We start from the raw sequence: 15,174 nt of genomic DNA, 5'->3' as shown, positions 1-15,174 counted from the left end.
CATACTTTAAGCCAGACACTTACCAGGTCTGGCTTTTGTATTAAATCCAGCTTATATATTTAGTAATTGGCGAACATCCTCTTCACTTAAACTAGATAACATCGCTTCACCTGGCTGAATCACTTGATCTATAAGCTCTCGTTTTTTTTGCTGTAAATCATATATCTTTTGCTCAATGGTTCCTTCTGTCACAAGACGAATCACTTGCACGACATTCTTTTGCCCAAATCGGTGAGCACGTCCTGCCGCTTGATCCTCTACTGCTGGGTTCCACCATAAATCATACAATATTACCGTATCAGCACCAGTTAAGTTTAAACCTGTTCCACCAGCTTTTAGGGAAATAAGAAAGACATTTTTCTCTCCTTGATTAAAACGGTCACTCATCTCCACACGATCTTGTGACTTTGTTTGACCATGTAAATAGAAATAGTCAATTCCTAACTTTTCCAACTTCTGGATGATGATTTCATGCATACTGGTAAACTGCGAAAAGATCAACATCCGTTTTCCATTAGCTAATGCAGAGTTGATGGTATCCATTAACTGTTCTAGTTTACCAGACTGTCCTTCATAGTTTTCCATAAACATGGACGGGTGACAGCATATTTGACGAAGACGTGTTAATCCAGCCAGTATCTTCATACGGTTCTGCTGGAATCCACTCTCCTGTATTGATTGTGCAGCTTCTTGTTGTAATTGACGATGATACCCTACATATAATTCTTTTTGCTCCTTTGTTAACTCTGATATTTGAACCGACTCTATTTTGTCAGGAAGTTCTTTTAATACATCTTGCTTCAGACGACGTAAAATAAATGGTCTAGTCATCATCGCAACCTTTTCATAGGACAATTGTTTAAAGGCCCTTTGATTTGGCATTAACCCTGGTAGGATTACTTGGAAAATAGCCCACAATTCATCTATCGCATTCTCAATTGGTGTTCCACTTAGTGCAAAGCGGCGACTTGCTTGAATTTGTCGTATTGCTTGCGATGTTTTCGTGGCATAGTTTTTAATATATTGCGCTTCATCAAGAATAACAATTTCAAACAAAAGTTCACGGTAATAGGCAATATCTTGACGTAGTGTCGCATAAGATGTAATCCAAACATCAATATGCTGTGATTGGGAGATTTTTTCCCGTCGTTCCACTGGATTTCCCGTCATAACCGCTACACGTAAGTCTGGTGCAAACTTTTCAAATTCATTCTTCCAATTATAGACAACAGAAGAAGGAACAACGATTAAATGGGGATTTTGACTAGGTTCTGATAGAATATAGGCAATGCTTTGCAATGTTTTCCCTAAACCCATATCATCTGCTAGTATTCCTCCTAAATGGTATTCACTAAGCGATTTAAACCATTGATACCCTGTTAACTGATAGTCACGTAAGGTCGCATGAAGGTTTTCAGGAATTTCGTATACTTGTTCTTCTGGTGCCTCTAATTGGTGGAGTAACCTCCGAAATGCAGGATCATACTGTTTTTTTGTTCCGATTAATTCATCTACTTGTGTTCCTCGATATACAGGCATTTGAACCGATCCATCCTGTAATTGATCTTTTGTAATATCCATTTCATCAAAAAAGCTCTGCATCGAAGAAAATCCTTCACCTTCTAAAGAGAGTAATGCACCATCTTGTAAACGATAATATTTCTTTCTTTCAATAACCGCCTCTAAAATTTGGTTAATTTCTGCATCCTTAACACCAGAGATATCAAATCCAATATCTAGTAAATTGGATCCTGTCTCTAACTGGACACTTGTCTTCGGATTCGGTTCCTGCTCCACAATCATATGTCGAATCTCACTTGTTAGAAATACTTCAAGGTGTTTATCTAAAACAGGTAAGATTTCATATAAAAAGGTATAGAGTTCCTCTTCACTCGCCTCGATATATAATTCTTTTCCGTTATAATGAAAATTTGCCTGCTCAATAAGCTGCATAATCTGTTGTTCTTTTTCCACATCACGAATGATAATCTGATCACGCTGTTGTTGATCATGAAACGGATTAATCACTTCATCCCCATAATGGTAGGTTAAGTTCCCAACAATCCAATCCTCTTTCATATCTAAATAGAGTTTTGCTTGAAGCGGAACTTGAACCATCTCATTTTTGATCGTATCTGCAATATCTACTTCCCCAACTTTTTGAAGAGACGGCAATACCTCTGATAAAAATTGATCTGCTTGATCTTTTGATACAGGAAGCTGTGTGTCATAGTAAGCAAATCCACTAAGCTGGTTCACAATAGGGAGTTGGTCCTTGGATGGAAAATAAAAGGTTCCATCATAAAAAAGCATGTTATATTCTTTGAAAATTGTTCCAGTGGAAACATCATGCATCGTTAACATGAATTCTCCCTGTTCATTTTTTGTAAATTCAAAGTGATATGGTAGCTCATCCCGTACAAGTTGAATGGATGAAAATGATTTTTTTTCATCTTCTACTGTAAAATCCCGCTCCATCAGATCTTCTAATAAAGAGGGCAGTGCTAATGGAGGAATCAGGATATATCGCTTATCATGACTCATTCGCCCGATAGAATACAGACTTTCTTTATTGTATATTTGTTCATTTCTTAAAATGGCATACAGGGTTTCAAAGATTTCTAAATCTTGTTGTTGGAAATAATGGGTTTCTGGATTATAGGTAAATGTTTTCGTAAACTCATGTTCTTTTTCTTCCAATACATCCTTTAAAAATGCAAAAGCATCCTTTACCACAAAACAGCGCTGTGGTCCAACTTTTAAAGAAACGACGATTTTTTCGTCATAGGTCCATTTCATATAATATTCCACATGTAATGGTATCTTTTCTAGTAACCATTCCGTTTTATGTTGAGATGATGGAACGGTACGGAGCGCATCCATAAACCGATTAGTTACTCCATAATCTGCATATCGTGAAATGGTAGGTTTAGGCTGCTTTTTATTTTTGTACTGAATACTAATTAATGTCGCAACTATATGTTTACAGGAATCATACGTATCAAATGCAGGGCAGTCACAAAATGTATCAATTGAACCTTTTTCATAGTCTTGCATATTGATTTCCACAAAATAGTCTTGTGAACCATGCACGGTTGCGGTCCAAATTTGATTGTTAATATCATATAATAGGTCACTAACTAAACCATGTTGATAATATTCTAACCCCCGCCTATACACAATAGGTGGAAATAATCGTTTTATGTTCACATCACGTAAGTTTTTCAACAATTCTAGTACCTACCTTCTCCAATCTCGTTATCTCTATTGTAAACGAGAAATGCCTGTTTTTAAACTATACTCACTTCTACTAGGATTGGAAAACAATGGGGCGTTTAAACATACTATAGTAGACCTATCCAGCTATGAGACATGTGCTTTACGTGTTTTTAAATAAAGATAAATATAAATCAGAATGGAAGACATAACAGAACCTGCTGCTGTTGTATAAATAATCCCATACCCAAACACATAAGCAAGTTGACCAAATACAATAGCACCAATTCCAACCCCTAAATCAAAGAAAGAAAAAAACGTTGCATTAGCCATTCCTTTTCGATTTTCTGGTGCTTTTTGAACAGACCACGCTTGTAATGCTGGCTGAACACTACCAAACCCTAATCCATATAATGCTGCTGCAACTAACATAACGGCTGTATTTGGTAACCAGGATAATAGTAGCATTGCAAATAGAATAAGGGTTGCTCCTGGTGGAAACACGAAAATATGGCCTTTTTTATCATATAGTTTACCCGCAAATGTTCGAGATAGCATTAAAAAGATGGCATACACTAAAAAATAAAGTTCAATTCCAGTAATATCTTTTTCTGCTGCGTATAATGGTAGAAAAGAAGCGATTCCACCAAATGTTACCGTAATAAAAAATAATAGAATCGATGGTTGTATCGCTGTTTTCTCAAAAATATCAAATTTCACAGTTGCTGTCTGGTGTGCTAACGCTTCTACTTTTTTATAACGGATTTTGGATGACAATAATAATGCCATTAACCCAAGGGATGCACAAATTAAAAATAAGCCTGTAAACGACATATAACCTAAAAATGAGAGACCGAGGGAGGGGCCAAATGCGAGTGCCAAATTACCAGACAAACCAAAGTAGCCCATCCCCTCCCCACGCCGTTTAGGAGGAATTAAATCCGTTGCAATGGTACCTGTTGCTGTTGTCGAAAACCCCCACCCAACTCCCTGTACCATCCGCATGATAAATAAAAGAACAATACTCGCAACAAACGCATAGGACCCAACGGAAAGCACAAATACAGTCAGTCCAATCATATAAACAAACCGACGTCCTTTTGTTTCCAATGAATGACCTGCATATGGACGGAATAATAATGCTGAAAAAGTAAAAATCCCAACAACCACTCCAATTAACTGATCACTCCCACCTAACTCTTTCACAAATAATGGGATCGTTGGTAGCGTCATTTGAAATCCTAAAAAGATAAAAAAATTAGCCAGACAAATGAGCACAAAATCACGTGTCCAAATTTTATCTGGAGTAGCTGCAATTGCTTCTCTATTCGCTTGTGTATCCATCTTTACTTCGTCTCCCTCTTATTTCGTTAATCGAAATATATTATACAAGAGAATGAGGGGATTTGGAAATAGGTTTTTCGTCCATTTTCAAAAAGTCGGAAAAATACTTGATGTATCGTTTCTTTTCGATATAATAGTTTTAATATAATAAGAAAGGAAGTGGAAGATGACTCCTTATAAACGTCGGACAAAATCAACTGAACTGTTAATCTTAAGTTTACTTTACTCTAGGTTAATGTTGTCGACTAAGGACAAGCATTACTTTATAAACCTGCAGAAAGGATACGAAGGAGAAGTGGAATTTGATGCATGGACAAAACAGCTTCAATGTGATTGTTTAATCTTAAATGATTTGCTAATTCACTCAAATAATACTGTTTTTCAAGTGGACTCGCTCATCATTTCATCAGAAGTGATTTACCTCTTTGAAGTGAAAAATTATGAAGGTGATTATTATTACGAAGGAGAGAACTTTTACAAGAAACCCATGCATGAAATCCTTAATCCACTGCATCAGCTAGGAAGGTGCGAATCCCTGCTTCGTCAATTACTACGTAAACATGGATTTTCCATCCCCATTAAATCCTACGTTATCTTTATCAATCCCGAATTCACCTTATACCAGGCCCCTCTTGATAAACCAATTATTTATCCAACACAGATTCCGCAGTTTATGAAAAAACTTAATTCTATTTCTACTAAATTAACTGATAGACACAAACAATTAGCGAAACGTTTAGTTAAATTGCACATGAATGAATCTCCATATAATAAACTGCCATCCTATGATTATACCCAAATGACAAAAGGGATTATGTGCCTTGAATGCCAATCATTTGCTATTTCAATTGTAGGGAGGAAATGTGTATGTAATGACTGCGGAAACAAAGAAACCGCTGCTACTGCTGTTATGCGAGCAGTCAAGGAATTCCAGCTTTTATTTCCAGAAAAGAAAATTACATCAAGCATCATTCACGAATGGTGTAAGGTGGTGCCATTCCAAAAAATGATTAGAAACATATTAAATCAACATTTTGTGAAAGTAAGTGACAAGCGATGGACCTACTATAAATGATTGGAAGAATCCCTCGGAGCATCATTGGCAGTTTCGAGGGATTCTTCCTGCTCTCTCGGGTCTTTAGTCACTTTCTATCGGACTTTTTTCATGGATTTCCTACTCATTCAGGTCTTTAGACGCTCTCTATTGGACTTTTTTCATGGATCTCCAGCTCATTCGGGTCTTTAGACGATCGCTATCGGACTTTTTCATGGATCTCCAGCTCATTCGGGTCTTTAGACGATCGCTATCGGACTTTTTCGTGGATCTCCGGCTCATTCGGGTCTTTAGACGATCGTTATCGGACTTTTTTCATGGATCTCCAACTTATTCGGGTCTTTAGACGATCGCTATCGGACTTTTTTCGTGGATCTCCGGCTCATTCGGGACGTTAGACGATCGCTATCGGACTTTTTCGTGGATCTCCGGCTCATTCGGGACGTTAGACAGATTCTCCCTATTTGACTTTTGCTTCCACTTTCCTGCTCATTCGAAATGTTAGACCCGTGCTATCGAGGTGTGCAGCATAGAAAAGCCTAAACCACACTGTAATTTAGGCTTCTAATCGACAATTACTGTTAGGTATTAAATTAGTCAGGGGCTTCCATACTAATAACACCGCATGCGATTCTTTCTCCAGCATCACCCGATGGTTGGGATTTGTAATCATCTGGATCTGAGTGGATCATTAATGCAGTTCCACCATTATCTAATAGTGAAATTTCATCGTCTTCGATTAAAGTGACGCTCTCTGCCAAAATATCTACTTCAACAGATCCATCCTCTTCAACTTCAATATTTGGTAAATCGCCAGCATGTGGTCCTTCGCGATCATCAAATCCATGATTACGATCGGTAGGATTAAAGTGACCTCCTGCAGACTCAAAATTTGGTGCTTCACAAGATCCATTTTCATGAATATGGAAGCCATGCTCTCCTGGCGGTAAATTCGACCCAATCAGCTGAATATTAACACCAATAGTACCTTGTTCCAATCTTGCCGTCCCCACTTTTTCTCCATCTTGATCTTGCAAATCGACTAGTACTACTTTATTCATCTCATCTGGAACTCCATCATCATTCACTATTTCTTTACTTTGCACTTGTCGGTTTGGTTCCTCTACTTTGTCTTGAGCACAAGCACTGAGGAATAAAGGAACCATAATGATGAGAATACTATATGTAATCTGTTTCATGTTGCTCTCCTTTCTTGCAGGTAGTCTTATCATTCATTTTTGCAAGTAAAAGGATTTTTAAACCTATTTTCCCCTATGTCTAAATCATCAGGTAATTTTGTCAATATAAAGATCATTATTTGTTATACTAAATAGAGAAACTACTTAGGAGGTCTTATAGATGGGATTATTTGATGGAATGATGGGAAATGCTTCAGAGGCTGATCCAAAAGAAGTACAAGAGGAATTATCAGAACTACTAGGATCATCAGAACAAGTAGAACATGCATATAAGCTTATTCGCGATTTATTTGTTTTCACTAATAAGCGTTTGATTCTAGTTGACAAACAAGGGATGACAGGGAAAAAGATGGAATATCACTCCATTCCTTACAAAAGTATTACCCATTTCTCAGTTGAAACAGCTGGAACGTTTGATTTAGAAGCAGAATTAAAAATATGGGTATCTGGAAGCCAAACACCAATTGAAAAAACATTTAACAAACAACTAAACATTTATAAAGTACAAGCAGTATTAGCAGAATATGTAGGCTAAGGTAACAACCAAAAGCTGAGCACCATTATGCGCGCTCAGCTTTCTCATTTTTCACTATGCAGTAACAACTTCTTTTTTATTTGTTTTTTGACGAGTTGTATGGCTTTTTAAGAATGGGATAACCCAACGATCTAAACCATAACGTCCAGCATTAAAGCCAGCTACGATTAAGAAAAATGTAATGACAACCATTTGTGCGTTCGTGCTAACTGTTCCACTGAATAAGAAGGCAAAGTTCATGGTAATACCCATTAATGCTGCAAAGTTTGTAAATAAACCAAGGATGAGTGCTGCACCTACTAATACTTCACCCCACATAACGAGGAAGCTAAACAATCCTGCATTCGGTAATGCAACTGCTTCAAGAAACGTTGCCCACCAACCTTGTACAGCTGGGTGATCCCCGCCTGCACTGGCAATAGCGCCTTGCAAGAATCCACTTGCATCAAATCCCCCAGTCGTTATTTTTCCAAAACCTGATGTAAACCATTGATAACCAATATATATACGAAGGAATGCTAATACTCCAGCAACTACCTTATTGTTACGGATGAAATCTAAAAACATGGTAACCAGCTCCTTTATGATTTATAAATATAATTTCCTATTGCTCAATATTTCACAATATATTGTGTGTATATCCCTTAATTACAGTTACATCATATCATGGATTCATGAGTTACGGGTGGAATTGTTCATCATTTCACAAATTAGACAAAAATGTTTGACTTAATTATGAACAGAAGTGAAACGTCCTATCAATATAATCGTATGATAGACTATATATTAGTAGGATTTAGGAGGTGTAATTGTGACATTCTCCATTATAAATATCATTATCCAATTGCTTTTACCAAGTGTGTTTCTTATTGAATTGTACAAAACGAAATTTGATAATAAACTACACTGGGTGTTCCAGCTTTTATCTACCACAATGATTATTACATGGCTCTTTATCGCGGGTGCTTGGGATTGGTTTGGATATTACATACGCTACATATTTCCAATTGTACTCATCATCGTTGTCTATTTATCTTGGAGGAAAATAAAGAAACTACCATTTCGAACTCACCTATCAAAAAAAGAGAAGTTAAACGTAGGGATCAATGGGATTCTTGCGTTTATATTTGGCCTATATACTATAGTATCATTATCTGGTTTCACAACAGAGGATGAGCCTATTGAACTGCAGTTCCCATTACAAGATGGAGCCTACTACATCGGTCAAGGTGGCAATCATGAGCAAATCAATCATCACCAACAAGTCGAAGCCCAACAATATGCACTAGATATCATGAAACTAAATGCTTTTCAAACGAGAGCAAAAGGCATCTATCCAAAGGACCTAGAAAAGTATGAGATATATGGAGAACCTTTGTATAGTCCTTGTAGTGGAGAAGTCATGGAAACGAGAGGCCATCTAGAAGACCTAACACCACCAGAGAGAGATCAGGAGCGACTAGAAGGAAATTATGTCGCTGTAGCATGTGATGGAGATGAAGAGATAAAGGTCTATCTTGCACATATGCAGGAAAATAGTGTCCTTGTAGAGAATGGGGATATGATAGAGGAAGGACAGCAAATAGGCTCTGTTGGAAATTCCGGAAATACAACGGAACCACATTTACATATTCATGCCGAAAAAGATGGAGTAGGAGTTCCGATCCAATTTAACGGGGAATTCCTCACTAGAAATAGCATTGTAAAAAAAGATTAATAGGAGGAAGAATATGGAAACAATGTTAACTGTTAAAGACTTAGGAAAATCATTTAAAGATACACAAGTTCTCCACAACATCTCCTTTGAAGTAAGAAAAGGAGAAATCATGGCAATCTTAGGACCAAATGGTGCTGGTAAATCGACTACCATTCGTAATATTATGGGAATCATGTATCCAGATACAGGATCTATTTCCTTTCATGGTCACGACGATATTCCTCGTCACCGGATCGGTTATTTACCAGAGGAGCGTGGGTTGTACAAGAATGTAAAAGTAATGGATATCTTGCTGTATTTAGCAGAGTTAAAAGATTATCCGTTACAAAAAGCAAAAGAACGTGCGCTTAACTATTTAAAGAAATTTGACCTTGAAGGTAAAGAAAATGTATCTGTTGAAGAGTTGTCTAAAGGAATGGGGCAAAAGGTGCAATTTATCGCATCTATTATTCATGAACCAGAACTGCTCATATTAGATGAACCGTTCTCAGGACTTGATCCTGTAAGCCAAGAACTCTTTAAAGATGAAATTCGTAACCTAGCTGAAAAAGGGACTGCCATTCTACTATCCTCTCATCAGATGAATTTAGTAGAGGAAATGGCAGATCGTTTATTTATGATCCACCGTGGCCAAAAGGTTATTTATGGATCGATGGACGATGTTAAAAGAGAATATGCCAATTTCAAATGTACCATTCATGGAAAAAATGATCATACTGATTTCGAACATTTAGCAAATGTAGAACGCGTTGAACAAGATGGGAATACATCCATACTTTACCTTGACAAAGAGGTTCAACCTACTTCATGGCTTAAGGGGCTACCAGATGGACTCGACATTCAAGAATTACGGATTGATCGAATTACGCTCCATGAAATATTTATTGCCATTGCAACAGGGAAAAATTTAATGCAGGAAAGAGGGGAAGCCAATGCGTAACACGATGAAAGTAGCAAAATGGGAAATCAAACGGAACTTGAAGAATAAAACCTTTTTAATCGGCTTGTTCTTAACGCCTGCAATTATCATTGGCTTTATGGTTTTAGGTACTCTATTTGGAGATTCAGAGGAAGAGGAAACAGCAGTAACCACTATTTACATACAAGACCAATTAGACATCTTTCCGGTTATAGAAGAGACTGTCTCCCAAAGTGGATTAAATTGGGACTTGCAAATGACAGAAATAGAAGAATCAGAAGTACAGAACGCAATCGAGAACAGTGAAAATACAGCTTATCTATTTATAGACGAACGTGCTATAGATGAAGGAATAGTACCTGTTTATACAAGTGAAGAAATAGATCCATTTTTCACCAACCAACTGCAACTATTAGAAACACCACTTCAAACAATACAAATGCAACAGCTTGATTTATCAGAAGAAGAGATAGCTACCCTCTCACGCGGGGTTATGTTTCAAGAGGCAAGCAATGAAACGGATGAATCCTCTACTGAGACGACAACATCTGGATTTAATGAAGGCTTAATGGAGCGAATTATACCAGGTGCTTTTGCCGGATTTATTATGCTTTCCATCGTTTTCACAGGAATGGCGATCTTTCAAAGTGCTTCACAGGAAAAGAAAGATAAAATTGCCGAAATCATTTTATCATCCTTAACCCCAGCCGATTTGATGCAAGGGAAAATTGTTGGATACTTTGTGTTAGGTATCATTCAAGCTGTTGTGTCGATTGCGCTTGTTTTACCAGTTCTGTTATGGAGAATTGATATACCAATTGTGGATTATTTATTTGTTCCTGAGTTAGTGATTCTAATTGCTATTGCTATTCTCGGATTTTTACTATTTGCTTCTATCTTTGTTGGGATTGGTGCAACAATGACAGATATGACAACAGCCGGGAACTTCCAAGGGATGGTGATGATGCTGCCATTTTTACCATTTATCTTTATTGGACCAGTTACAAGTGATCCAAGTGGTTTAATGGCGCAAATTGGTACTTATATTCCGTTTACCACTCCAGGTGTTCTGCTGCTACGTTTATCGATGCTAGAAGAATGGCCATGGATCGAAATTATCATTGCAGTTGCTATTTTAATTGTAAGTGTTTGGATCTTTATGAAACTAGCAGGGAAAATATTTAAAGTCGGTATTTTAATGTACGGGAAGAATGCTACTCCTGGCGAGATTTGGAAGTGGCTTCGGGCTTAAAGCGAAATGAAACGCTTGATCACTAACGGGGTTACTCTTGAAGTGTAAAACGCTAAAGTGAATCTTCAATCAGTGAGGGTGATATTTATCCCCACTACATGAATACAAAGCATAAAAAACTCCTCCTTTATAATATGCAAAAAATTTAGCATATTATGAAGGGGAGTACAGAGGTCACACTGGAGCAATTTGAACAAAAGGGGCTTGTGGAGGGTGATGCCTTACAGAAGTAAGGAAGATGCTGAGTCTGTTAGCATAAACTTAACGAACTGGCTGCGCACGCTTTGTTTTCCCGAAGAACAAAAGAACATGCAAATTCAAACGATACGAACGAGGATTATTAAAGTCGCCAGTAAATTAGTAAAGTCAGGACGCTCCCTTTACTTAAAATTATCTTCCAGCTTCGTATATCAATCATTTTTCTAGAAAGTGCTTCAGCGAATTCAAACACTTAAGCTAGAGTGAATCACGTTTTCATTCCAAATTTTTAAAAGCCCATTATTTAAGACCAAGGGAGTAGTATGCCGAAAAACAGCTATTTTCTAGTGCTTGCAGTTTTGACTCGTCATAATTATAGAAATCAACGCCTTATCTTTGCAAAAGAAGTGAAAAAACTTGGCTTTGATTTCAACTCATGCTTTCACTTGGAAGTGTGAATAATTCAGGTTCAGTAATATAAATAGCCGAATTTCATTTTCTGCTTTTTGAATCCACTTAAAAAGGAAGTATATTATTAACATTCCGATATATCATCTTTTCTCCCAAAGTTAATTATTCACTTAAATACAGAACTATTTTCTCAGACTGCCTAGTTTTACCATCCAGCCAAGTAATTTTAAAAGAAATTTTATTATTAGGAGTTATTAAACCTAAAAAATATCTATTTATATACTCGCTTTCTAATATATTATCATCAGGCAATTTCTCGAAGGTTTCTGATACACTACCCCCTGAAGCCCCTAATGTTCTTACTGGAGAGTGCACAGTAATGGAATTAATGTCTACTGGATTATTACCAATAAACTCAAAGAATGTCGTTGCCTTTTCATTCTCTGTGTCTTCCAATGAAAGTTCTTCTAATATTAATTCCCCTTGCCAATGATCACTTTCTCCTTTTAAATTATAGGTTTTCAATTCATGATCACTACAACCGATAAGTGTTACAAAGGAAAATATTATAAGCAAATGTTGAAGCTTCATAAATACCTCCTTAATGTACTATAGCATTAAAGCCAATATTGGTTATTGACCTAACAACATCATCAAGAGTTTAGGTACCTAGCACGTTTAACTACGATACGTTTGATATGAAACGCTCATTAACCATGAAAGGATGCCCCTATGACAACGCAGTGGCTGAAGCAACCTTTAAAATTATTAAAACAGGGGTTGTAAAGGGCTGTCACTTTGATAGTTTAGAAGAATTAAAATTAGAAATATAAGATTATGTAAATTGGTTTAATTACTTCAGAATTCGTGGAACACTTGGGTATCTAAGTCCGATTGAGTATAAATTTTCACAACTTAAAAAATTGTCTAGTTTAGTGTTGACATACCAAATATCCTATATGTAAAATAAATTAATTTTACACACCATAATATAATTAAACATACTAATAGTCGAAAACAAATATACATCTTGCTCCTAACAAAAGTTGGGAACAAGATGTTTTAAGTTGTTAATAGGTTTCTTTAGCTATGTCAACAATTTCTTGTTCACTTAAAATGGAAACGATAGAGGTATAAATGTCATCCTTCTTATATTTAATAATTGACAATTCTTGTTCACTATAATTATTAAAAGAAGCGTATTCATAATGGAATTTCTCATCTTTTTTAGAAACGAAATCTTCTTCCTCTACGTTATTTACTTGAATAGGATCTTCCTGTTGAGTAACAATTACTAGATTACCATTTTCTATATCACTAAAATGACTTACCATTGTTGAGCCAGCAGTCATAGGTTCAGCAGCTTCTTGGTAGTCATTACTTAAAACAGCTAAGATTTCTTTTTTATTAGCTAAAACATTATTTGAAACTTCATTAACTGGACTATCATTAATAGTTGTAAGGCTTCTAGCACCAACGTGCCATGTTTGCCAAACTTCAGTCCCACAGGCATAAGAGCTTCCTGAACCAGAAATTGTCATAATACCTACTGATGCAGCTCTATTTAATGAACCTAAAGGGATAGTCCTATTCCAATTAGTAGTATAAGTTTGCCCAGCTTGTAGACGCACACCGTTATAAGTATAATCATTTACTACAGTTCCAGAAGATTCCATGTTATAGGAAAGTGATGCACCACCAGTGACGAAACCCTGACTAACTGAAGTGACATTAACACTATGAGAATTTAATCTAAAGTTATTTGAATTATATATGCCAAATGAAAATGGATATCTTATGTCATAAACACCATTACAATTTTCACACAACACCTGTCACGGAATTATATCTTACCACACTACCTCCTGAACCAGAATTACCTAATAATGTGTCCCAAGATTGTCCGTTCCCTGTTGCTTGTGTAAAATTTGTAGGGAATAGAGAAAATGCAAGAACTGAACACAAACTAGCTACAATAATTTTCTTGAAAATTTTTCGCAAGTTACTGAACTCCTTCCATTATTAGTTTCAGATTAATTATACAATATAATTTTTGAATTTTCAATATTTTCATTAATTTCAATAACACAAACCCGAATTATTCATAGAAATCCTTAGATAATTGACTAGCCCCTATGCAACAAGGAGTCCAGCTAAATTAACCATTCATCAAATAAATGAAAAAAGAACCCATTTCTGTTACAGTTAAAGTACCAACAAATAACCAACAGAAATGGTTCTTATAATGGCTACCTCACCGCAAATAACACTAGATTTCAATCGCCAGATTAAATTGGCTAATAATGAAGGTTTTCTTTCCTCTGATACAGGTAAATTTTTATTTAGAGAATTCAACGAAAAAAATTGGCTTCTCTCAAACACTGGCACAAGTTAGAGCTAAATGACGACAGGCGTTATTGCTCTAAATGTTGAGCCAGTGGATTAAGTGACAGTTTATTGGAGCGTATTGTCCCGGGTGCATTTGCTGGCTTCATCATGCTGTCGATCGTCTTTACCGGGATGGCGATTTTCCAAAGTGCTTCTCAGGAAAAGAAAGATAAGATTGCCGAAATCATTCTATCTTCGTTAACACCTGCTGATTTAATGCAAGGTAAAATTTTTGGATACTTTGTGCTAGGAATTATTCAATCAATCGTCTCCATCGCACTTGTACTGCCGGTATTATTATGGCGCATTGACTTTCCAATTATCGAATACTTACTCGTTCCGGAACTCATCCTGTTAATTGCCATTGCCATTTTAGGGTATTTGTTGTTTGCTTCCATTTTCGTCGGAATTGGTGCAACGATGACAGATATGACAACAGCCGGGAACTTCCAAGGCTTAGTCATGATGCTGCCATTTTTACCATTTATCTTTATCGGTCCTGTTGTCAGTGATCCAAGTGGTTTGATGGCTCAGATCGGTACCTATATTCCATTCACCTCACCAGGGGTTTTACTGCTTCGACTAGCTCTTTTAGAAGAATGGCCTTGGATCGAGATTATCATTGCCATTGCTATTTTAGTCGTCAGTGTGTGGATCTTTATGAAACTAGCAGGGAAAATCTTTCAAGTTGGTATATTAATGTACGGGAAGAATGCTACTCCTGGGGAAATTTGGATGTGGCTTCGAGCTTAAGAAAAAGTGGAGCATGTGCTGTGCTCCACTTTTTTATTGGCTTTTTCTAAGAGATTATTGCTTTTTTAAGTATAAATCTTAATACATGGTTGATAGATTGTTTCCGTAGCGGTTTTTATAGATAAAACTACTGCGCATTATATAAAAGATGCGACGTTAAAAAAACAACAAAGAATGCGAATAAGTAG

13 protein-coding genes and 3 pseudogenes are annotated in these 15,174 nt (G+C 36.6%); 9 read left to right on the top strand and 7 right to left on the bottom strand.

From position 1 onward, the window contains the following. Positions 1-51 precede the first annotated feature (51 nt). Both GHC26_RS01140 and GHC26_RS01135 read right to left on the bottom strand, forming a co-directional pair. Positions 52-3,228 carry a DEAD/DEAH box helicase gene (locus tag GHC26_RS01140; RefSeq protein ID WP_163969762.1) on the bottom strand — a complete coding sequence of 1,059 codons (3,177 nt, stop codon included), beginning with the start codon at positions 3,226-3,228 and terminating at the stop codon, positions 52-54. Between the two features lie 135 nt (positions 3,229-3,363). Continuing rightward, on the bottom strand, positions 3,364-4,560 hold the full coding sequence (locus tag GHC26_RS01135; protein WP_163969405.1) for an MFS transporter: 1,197 nt from the start codon (positions 4,558-4,560) through the stop codon (positions 3,364-3,366). Positions 4,561-4,726: 166 nt separating this feature from the next. On the opposite strand from GHC26_RS01135, the gene GHC26_RS01130 reads away from it, so the two are divergent. Next, on the top strand, positions 4,727-5,635 hold the full coding sequence (locus tag GHC26_RS01130; protein ID WP_163969404.1) for a nuclease-related domain-containing protein: 909 nt from the start codon (positions 4,727-4,729) through the stop codon (positions 5,633-5,635). Positions 5,636-6,207: 572 nt separating this feature from the next. Here the strand turns inward: GHC26_RS01130 and GHC26_RS01125 are convergent. Next, positions 6,208-6,813 (bottom strand): superoxide dismutase family protein, encoded by a 606-nt coding sequence (locus tag GHC26_RS01125; RefSeq protein ID WP_163969403.1) that lies wholly within the window; start codon positions 6,811-6,813, stop codon positions 6,208-6,210. 160 nt (positions 6,814-6,973) lie between these two features. Between GHC26_RS01125 and GHC26_RS01120 the strand changes: the two genes are divergently transcribed. Then, positions 6,974-7,348, top strand: coding sequence for a PH domain-containing protein (locus tag GHC26_RS01120; RefSeq protein WP_163969402.1), 375 nt, complete (start codon positions 6,974-6,976; stop codon positions 7,346-7,348). Between the two features lie 54 nt (positions 7,349-7,402). On the opposite strand, the gene GHC26_RS01115 is transcribed toward GHC26_RS01120, so the two are convergent. Then, entirely contained in the window at positions 7,403-7,915 is a 513-nt protein-coding gene (locus GHC26_RS01115; RefSeq protein ID WP_163969401.1) for a DoxX family protein, read from the bottom strand. Positions 7,916-8,159: 244 nt separating this feature from the next. On the opposite strand from GHC26_RS01115, the gene GHC26_RS01110 reads away from it, so the two are divergent. The 4 genes and pseudogenes from GHC26_RS01110 to GHC26_RS01095 form a co-directional block, all read left to right on the top strand. Further along, entirely contained in the window at positions 8,160-9,065 is a 906-nt protein-coding gene (locus GHC26_RS01110; protein WP_163969400.1) for a M23 family metallopeptidase, read from the top strand. Between the two features lie 13 nt (positions 9,066-9,078). Next, entirely contained in the window at positions 9,079-10,005 is a 927-nt protein-coding gene (locus GHC26_RS01105) for an ABC transporter ATP-binding protein (protein WP_163969399.1), read from the top strand. After that, the gene (locus GHC26_RS01100) at positions 9,998-11,236 is read left to right on the top strand and encodes an ABC transporter permease (RefSeq protein ID WP_163969398.1); all 1,239 of its coding nucleotides are present in this window, start codon (positions 9,998-10,000) and stop codon (positions 11,234-11,236) included. Before GHC26_RS01105 ends, GHC26_RS01100 begins: the two co-directional genes overlap by 8 nt. Positions 11,237-11,456: 220 nt before the next feature. Then, positions 11,457-11,662, top strand: a pseudogene (locus tag GHC26_RS01095) (transposase); the annotation flags it as partial. A 345-nt stretch (positions 11,663-12,007) separates the two neighbouring features. On the opposite strand, the gene GHC26_RS01090 reads toward GHC26_RS01095, so the two are convergent. Beyond that, positions 12,008-12,436, bottom strand: coding sequence for a hypothetical protein (locus GHC26_RS01090; RefSeq protein WP_163969397.1), 429 nt, complete (start codon positions 12,434-12,436; stop codon positions 12,008-12,010). Between the two features lie 101 nt (positions 12,437-12,537). Between GHC26_RS01090 and GHC26_RS15815 the strand changes: the two are divergent. After that, positions 12,538-12,810, top strand: a pseudogene (locus tag GHC26_RS15815) (IS3 family transposase); the annotation flags it as partial. A 105-nt stretch (positions 12,811-12,915) separates the two neighbouring features. Here the strand turns inward: GHC26_RS15815 and GHC26_RS01075 are convergent. Together GHC26_RS01075 and GHC26_RS01070 are read right to left on the bottom strand one after the other, a co-directional pair. After that, positions 12,916-13,521 carry a hypothetical protein gene (locus GHC26_RS01075; RefSeq protein ID WP_163969395.1) on the bottom strand — a complete coding sequence of 202 codons (606 nt, stop codon included), beginning with the start codon at positions 13,519-13,521 and terminating at the stop codon, positions 12,916-12,918. A gap of 145 nt (positions 13,522-13,666) precedes the next feature. After that, the gene (locus tag GHC26_RS01070; protein WP_163969394.1) at positions 13,667-13,846 is read right to left on the bottom strand and encodes a hypothetical protein; all 180 of its coding nucleotides are present in this window, start codon (positions 13,844-13,846) and stop codon (positions 13,667-13,669) included. Between the two features lie 244 nt (positions 13,847-14,090). On the opposite strand from GHC26_RS01070, the pseudogene GHC26_RS01065 reads away from it, so the two are divergent. Both GHC26_RS01065 and GHC26_RS01060 read left to right on the top strand, forming a co-directional pair. Beyond that, a pseudogene (locus tag GHC26_RS01065) lies at positions 14,091-14,263 on the top strand (IS1380 family transposase); the annotation flags it as partial. Positions 14,264-14,302: 39 nt separating this feature from the next. Continuing rightward, positions 14,303-14,986 (top strand): ABC transporter permease, encoded by a 684-nt coding sequence (locus GHC26_RS01060; protein WP_318936948.1) that lies wholly within the window; start codon positions 14,303-14,305, stop codon positions 14,984-14,986. Positions 14,987-15,174 lie beyond the last annotated feature (188 nt).

The organism is Oceanobacillus halotolerans (assembly GCF_010993955.1).
Classification (GTDB): domain Bacteria; phylum Bacillota; class Bacilli; order Bacillales; family Amphibacillaceae; genus Oceanibacillus_A; species Oceanibacillus_A halotolerans.
This window is presented reverse-complemented; position numbering and strand designations above follow the sequence as displayed.

What these genes read in the sequence shown, in the direction of transcription:
- GHC26_RS01135 (WP_163969405.1), bottom strand. Translation starts at nt 4,560, where the DNA reads ATGGATACACAAGCGAATAGAGAAGCAATTGCAGCTACTCCAGATAAA.
- GHC26_RS01130 (WP_163969404.1), top strand. Translation starts at nt 4,727, where the DNA reads ATGACTCCTTATAAACGTCGGACAAAATCAACTGAACTGTTAATCTTA.
- GHC26_RS01125 (WP_163969403.1), bottom strand. Translation starts at nt 6,813, where the DNA reads ATGAAACAGATTACATATAGTATTCTCATCATTATGGTTCCTTTATTC.
- GHC26_RS01120 (WP_163969402.1), top strand. Translation starts at nt 6,974, where the DNA reads ATGGGATTATTTGATGGAATGATGGGAAATGCTTCAGAGGCTGATCCA.
- GHC26_RS01115 (WP_163969401.1), bottom strand. Translation starts at nt 7,915, where the DNA reads ATGTTTTTAGATTTCATCCGTAACAATAAGGTAGTTGCTGGAGTATTA.
- GHC26_RS01105 (WP_163969399.1), top strand. Translation starts at nt 9,079, where the DNA reads ATGGAAACAATGTTAACTGTTAAAGACTTAGGAAAATCATTTAAAGAT.
- GHC26_RS01100 (WP_163969398.1), top strand. Translation starts at nt 9,998, where the DNA reads ATGCGTAACACGATGAAAGTAGCAAAATGGGAAATCAAACGGAACTTG.
- GHC26_RS01090 (WP_163969397.1), bottom strand. Translation starts at nt 12,436, where the DNA reads ATGAAGCTTCAACATTTGCTTATAATATTTTCCTTTGTAACACTTATC.
- GHC26_RS01075 (WP_163969395.1), bottom strand. Translation starts at nt 13,521, where the DNA reads ATGGAATCTTCTGGAACTGTAGTAAATGATTATACTTATAACGGTGTG.